The sequence below is a fragment of the Nocardia sp. TBRC8007 genome (assembly GCF_056629435.1).
The window spans coordinates 1-3,223 of record NZ_JBWSOR010000073.1; the positions used below are offsets into that span (position 1 = coordinate 1).

The window sequence follows — 3,223 nt, forward strand, 5'->3', positions numbered from 1 at the left end:
GTGGTGCAGCGCGGTGCGGATCTCGTAGCCGAGACCGCCATGGTCGGTGCGGGCCGGCACGTCTCGTAGCAGTTCCTTGGAGATCCACGCGGCGAAGATGTCCCCGTTCGGGTCGGCGGTATCGAGGGCCGCGATCAGGCGGGTGTGTTGGTCGCTGGTGAGTCGTTCGGCGCCGCGCAGCAGCCGGCGGCGGCGGTTGATCCACTCCGGGTCGGCTTTGCGGCCGCGGCGGCCGCGGCAGGCCCAGGTAACGCGGCGGCGTACCACCTCGATCATGTGATTCGCGCGTTTGATCAGGTGAAACCGGTCCACGATCAGCTGTGCGTGTGGTAATGCTTCGCGGGCGGCCTTGGCGTAGACGACCGACATGTCGATCGCCACGTGGGTGATCTGCTCACGCCAGTCGCCGCTGCGTTCGCCGATCCAGTCGATGACCGGTTTTGCGCAACGGCCGTTGACCTGCACCAGCAGCCCGCCGGGGCCGGTGATGTCGACCAGACCGGTGTCGAACCGGTCGATCCACACGTGTGTGCCGGTGTGGGGATCTGTTTCGTATTTCGCTTTACCCCGTCGTGTTTCATCGATGCCGAGCACGGTCACCGGTTGCGGTTCGCCGGCCAAGACCACATCGGCGAGGTGGGCCAGCGCGGTGTGACAGGTGTTCCAGCTGCATCCGTTTGTTCCACTCGATCACGGGGCGATCCGGCCCGAGCTTGATGTCCCGGGGACGGGTCGTCACCCAACCTCGCGAACGAGGTGACCGGGTACCGCAGGCCGGGCACAGCCCGACCCACTGCGGTGCGGTCCGAACCCGCACCACCCGGCCCTGGTCAGGATCGACGACGACGGTCTCGACGATGATGCCGTCGAGACCGAGCAGCAATGAACTACTGTTGGACACGCTCGCGCCTTTGTTTCTGGATGCGTAGAGAACACCCAGTCCACAAGGGCGCGAGCTCCTTCTCGGTCACCGACACGCACGTCGTCAGTCACACCAGACCCCCACCAAGTTCGAAGAGCCGCCAAACTAGTGCATCGTTCCTGTTTGAGTGGTTGAATTGAAGAGGGGTGTATCGGCGAGGGTGGAGGTGAGTGTGGTGCCGAAGTTCCTCATGGCGCGTCCGCCGCGGGATGAAATGGGAGGCCGAGCGGATTCATCGGTTGTCCAGAGCGCGGCATGCTCCGGCCGATTGGATCGAGCGGGCGCGGATCGTCGCGTTGAGCTGGGAGGGGTTGCGGGTGTCGGAGATCGCGGAGTGTTCGGGCTGCCATGGCAACCGGGTGCGGCGTTGGTTGCATCGGTTCAACACCGAGGGTCTCGACGGGCTGGGCACCCGGCCCGGGTGCGGGCGTAAACGCTGGATCACCGAGACCGAGCGTGGGCAGGTCATCGCGTTGGCCCGGTCGGTGCCTGCGGGGAAACCGGTGCGTCACCCGGACGGGGAGCTGGTGGCCGAGACCGAGAACGGGCCGGGTGAATGGACCTTGGACACGCTCACCGGTGCGGCTCGCGCGCAGGGATCGAGATCGCGCGTAGCCAGGTTCGGCGGATCCTGCGTGCGGAGGGGGTTCGGTGGCGTCGTACCCGTAGCTGGGCGCGCAGCACCGATGCGGAGTTCGCCCCACAAGGGCTGTGGTCGTGGAGCTCTATACCGCCCCACCGGAAGACTCCACGGTGATCTACGCCGATGAACTCGGTCCGGTGATCCCTCGTTCCTTCGCGTCGGCGCCGGGTTGGTCACTCGACGGGCATCGGGTCAAGATCGAGTTGGACTACTCGCGTGGTCCGGAGAAGACCTGAGTCTACGGTGGGCTGCGCGTGCGTGACGGCCATGCGGTCACCATGACCGCGCCGTCACGCAATAGTGTTGGCTATCAACAGTTTCTGCAGCTGATCGAGGACGAAAATCCGCACGGACAGATCATCGTCGTCACCGACAACCTCTCCAGCCACGACAGCAAAAGTACCCGTGCATGGCTCACCGGCCACCGCAGAATCCGGCACGTGTTCATCCCCAAACGCGCCTGCTGGCTGAACATGCAGGAGGGTTGGTGGCGTCTGTTCCGCAAGACCGCCCTCGCTGGAGTTTCTTTCGCCGATCCCGACGAGATCACCTGCGCCACCCGGATCGCTACCGTCCAGCTCAATCCCCGCGCCCGTCCCTGGGTGTGGGGCCGACCGCCACCCAAACCACGCACCCTACGCCGCCGGTTCATGTATACCCTTTGAGGAACGATGCAGTAAGTCTGAGAAATTCCACTGAACGCCCTCTTCAGTAGTTCGCATGCTGTCGCGTGTGCTACAGCCCCACCATAGGACCACCCAATACGTCATCGAGTCGCGAGACCAGCTCCGCGACGGTCGGGGCGTCGAACACCACCTGGATCGGAACCTCGACACCCAACACCGATTCGATCCGGCTCACCAGCAGCGGCGCCAGCAGCGAATGTCCACCCAGATCGAAGAAACCATCATCGATACCGACCTGGTTCACCCCGAGTACTTCACCGAACAGGTCCGCCAGCACCTGTTCCCGATCCGTCCGCGGCGCCCGATACCCCGCCCCGGAGACAAACTGCGGGTCCGGTAGCGCCGTGTGGTCGAGTTTCCCGTTCGGGGTCAACGGCATCGCCTCGAGTGCCATCACCGCGGCCGGGACCATGAACTCGGGCAACCGGTCGGCCACGAACCGCCGCACACCCTCCAGCAGCAGGCTCGTCTGTGGATTGTTGGTAGAGCGAGCGAGATCCTTCACCGGCATCGGTGCCGCGAACACGTCGGTGAGCTGTTTGCCCCGGACGAGCGAGGAGTCCACGAACACCGCGTCCATACACCCTGTTTGCGTCGACCATGTCACCGCGGTGGTGAACCCCAGCCTTGCACCGAGGGCATGCAGATCCTCCGGGAGAAGTCCCTCACCGACTCGATCGGCGTCGTGGGCCACGATCTGTTCGGACCCGATTCGGCTGGGGGTGACTGGTTGCTCTGCTCGGAGCTGGTCTACCGCGCGAACGTCGTCGACCAGTCCGAGATGGGGGATATTCGTGAGCCGGAGGCATCTATCCTTTGCTGCGGCCAGCGTGTTTTCGATCGACAGCAGATCGTCTTGGTCGGTGAACCGGGTTCGGGGCACCTCCGCCAGCGACAACACCTCGATCGGATGCTTGCGGATGGTTACGTCGTAGCGGTAACGGGTCAACTCGTTGACCGCCAAGCCTGTTT

Annotated in this window: 4 protein-coding genes and 1 pseudogene; 3 read left to right on the top strand and 2 right to left on the bottom strand. The window is 64.4% G+C overall.

The annotated features are described in order from the left end of the window. Positions 1-945, bottom strand: a pseudogene (locus ACX4ZE_RS22555) (transposase); the annotation flags it as partial. A gap of 186 nt (positions 946-1,131) precedes the next feature. Here ACX4ZE_RS22555 and ACX4ZE_RS22560 point away from each other — a divergent pair. Genes ACX4ZE_RS22560 through ACX4ZE_RS22570 form a run of 3 tightly spaced genes read left to right on the top strand, consistent with a single transcriptional unit; the run spans position 1,132 to position 2,230 of the window. After that, entirely contained in the window at positions 1,132-1,692 is a 561-nt protein-coding gene (locus ACX4ZE_RS22560; protein ID WP_480275469.1) for a helix-turn-helix domain-containing protein, read from the top strand. Beyond that, a complete protein-coding gene (locus ACX4ZE_RS22565) occupies positions 1,676-1,801 on the top strand; it encodes a hypothetical protein (protein WP_480275470.1) in 126 nt (41 codons plus the stop codon). Before ACX4ZE_RS22560 ends, ACX4ZE_RS22565 begins: the two co-directional genes overlap by 17 nt. Before the next feature lie 12 nt (positions 1,802-1,813). After that, entirely contained in the window at positions 1,814-2,230 is a 417-nt protein-coding gene (locus ACX4ZE_RS22570) for a transposase (RefSeq protein WP_480275472.1), read from the top strand. Positions 2,231-2,300: 70 nt separating this feature from the next. Here ACX4ZE_RS22570 and ACX4ZE_RS22575 read toward each other — a convergent pair. Continuing rightward, positions 2,301-3,223, bottom strand: a 923-nt coding sequence (locus ACX4ZE_RS22575; protein WP_480275471.1) for a phosphopantetheine-binding protein, incomplete at its 5' end; no start/stop codon positions are given.